Origin of the sequence: Burkholderia sp. Se-20378, from assembly GCF_017104665.1 — a bacterium.
Taxonomy (GTDB): domain Bacteria; phylum Pseudomonadota; class Gammaproteobacteria; order Burkholderiales; family Burkholderiaceae; genus Burkholderia; species Burkholderia lata.
The window spans coordinates 1-2,219 of the sequence record NZ_JAAGPG010000817.1 but is presented as its reverse complement, the minus strand read 5'-3'; the positions used below and the strand labels follow the sequence as shown (position 1 = coordinate 2,219).

General features: G+C 70.7%; 1 protein-coding gene. It reads left to right on the top strand.

Translation table 11 applies throughout. The features are described 5' to 3' along the window. Positions 1–2,142 (top strand): cellulose synthase subunit BcsC-related outer membrane protein (locus G3N93_RS37865; protein ID WP_206135307.1); only part of this gene is annotated, 2,142 nt, incomplete at its 5' end. Between the last annotated feature and the right edge of the window lie 77 nt (positions 2,143–2,219).

Below are 2,219 nucleotides of genomic sequence, written 5' to 3'. Positions count from 1 at the left end.
GACGATGCGCACCGGTCGGACGGGATGCGTGCACTCGCACGCAAGCTCGACGCGGAAAGCGCGCTGGCCGACGCACGTGGCGCGCTCGCGCGCGGCGACCGCACGCCCTTCGCCGCGTCGCCCGCCCAGGCGCAGGCGAGTGCGCCGGACGATCCCGACATGCTCGCCGCAGTCGGCGCACAGTGGATCGACGCGGGCGAACCCGACCGCGCCGTCGCGCCGTTGGACGCCTGGAGCGACGCGCACCCGCGCGAAGCGGACGCGGACGTGGGGCTGGGGGACGGCGGCCCGCTCGGCAGCGCGGGGCGCGACGACGGGCGGGCCGCGTGGCTGGACACGCTGCGCCGCGAACCGTCGCTGACGCCCGCACAGACGGCGAGGATCGAGGACCAGTCGCTGCGCCTCGTGCGGCGGCAGACGGACGACGCGAGCGCGCAGCAGGATTACGCGCAGGCGCGCAAGCTGCTCGATCGTGCGAGCCCGGCCGGCCGCGCGGACAAGCGCTATGCGCTCGAACTGGCCGATCTCGAACGTGCGCAAGGCCATTACGACGCGGCGCGCGCGGCGCTCGCGCCGGTCGTCGCCCGTACGCCGGACGATGCCGATACACAGCTCGCGCTGGCCCGCATCGACGAGGACAGCGGCAATCGGGCCGCGGCGCTTGCCCGCGTGCAGGCGGTGCTGGCCCGCACGCCGGACGACGACGTCGACACGCAACTGTCGGCCGTGCGCCGCCTGAATGCGCTGCGCCGCCCGGACGAGGCCGTGCAGCTAACCGATCGGCTGCATGCCGCGTATCCGTCACGCCCGGATGTGACGGTCGCGGCCGGGCGCGTAGCCGAGGCGCAGGGGCGCTACGACGATGCGGCGTCGCTGTACCGGTTGTCGCAGTCGCAGGAACGCACGACGGGCGTGAGCCCGGGGCGTGATGGCCTGACGCCTGCGCAGGCTGCATTCGCGGATCTCGCGCAGCGGCGCAATCCCGAGATCGAAACCGGCTGGACGCCCGCGTACAAGTCGGGCGACGAAGGCATCTCGTCGTATCGCGCGCAGCAGGTGCCGATCTACATGCAGATGCCGATCCGCTACGACGGGCACGTGTTCGCGCAGATCGACACCGTGCATCTCGATCCGGGCACGCTCGACACGAGCAACCCGAACGCGTATTCGCTCAGTACGTTCGGCAGCTACGCGGCGCTCAAGGCGCAGAACGCGCTGACCCCTGCATCGATCGCGAATCCGCCAGGCTCGCTGCACCAGACGGCCACGGGTGTCGCGCTCGGCGCCGGCTATCTGACCGACGCATGGCGCTTCGACCTCGGCACGTCGCCGCTCGGTTTCCCGGTGCATTACCTGGTCGGCGGCGTGCGCTATCGCTTCGACGCGGGCCCGGCCAGTTTCTCGGTGAATGCGTCGCGGCGGCCGGAAACGAGCAGCGTGCTGTCGTACTCGGGGATGCGCGATCCATGGACGGGTGCAGTCTGGGGCGGCGTGCGCCGTGACGGCGTGACCCTGCGCGCGTCGGTCGACGTCGGCCGCACGAACCTGTTCGCGGAACTCGGCGCGGGCGTGCTGTCCGGCCGCAACGTCGAACGCAACGCGGAAGTCACGCTGCGCACGGGCTTTACGATGCCCGTGTACGAGCGCGCGACGATGAAGGTCAGCACCGGGCTGGTCGGCAACGCGTGGCATTACGCGGAAAACTTGCGCTACTACACGTACGGGCAGGGCGGTTACTACAGCCCGCAACGCTACCTGTCGCTCGGCGTGCCGATCGAATGGGCGGGGCGGCACGATGCGCTGTCGTGGGACCTGACCTTCACGGGCGGGATCTCGAACAGCTACGAGAAGGATTCGCTGTATTACCCGATGTCCGCGGACCAGCGGGCCGCGCAGGTGGCGGCCGGGTTCGTGTACGCGGGCAGCTCGACGCGCGGCGTGTCGTTCTCGTACGGCATCAACGGCATCGTCGAGTACCGCGTGAACCCGCACCTGAGCGTCGGCGCGCAACTGAAAGTCGACCGGTCGCACGACTACGCGCCGAGTTCGGCGCTCGTGTACCTGCGCTATGCGTTCGACGCGCGTGCGCAACGCAGCTGGCTCGTCACGCCGACGCCAGTGCGGCTTTATTCGGATTACTAGGGGAACGCCGTGAATACGGAACTCGATGCCACCCGTCCCGCGCTCGGCGCCGCCGGCCTGCTGGGCCGCCTGCGTGA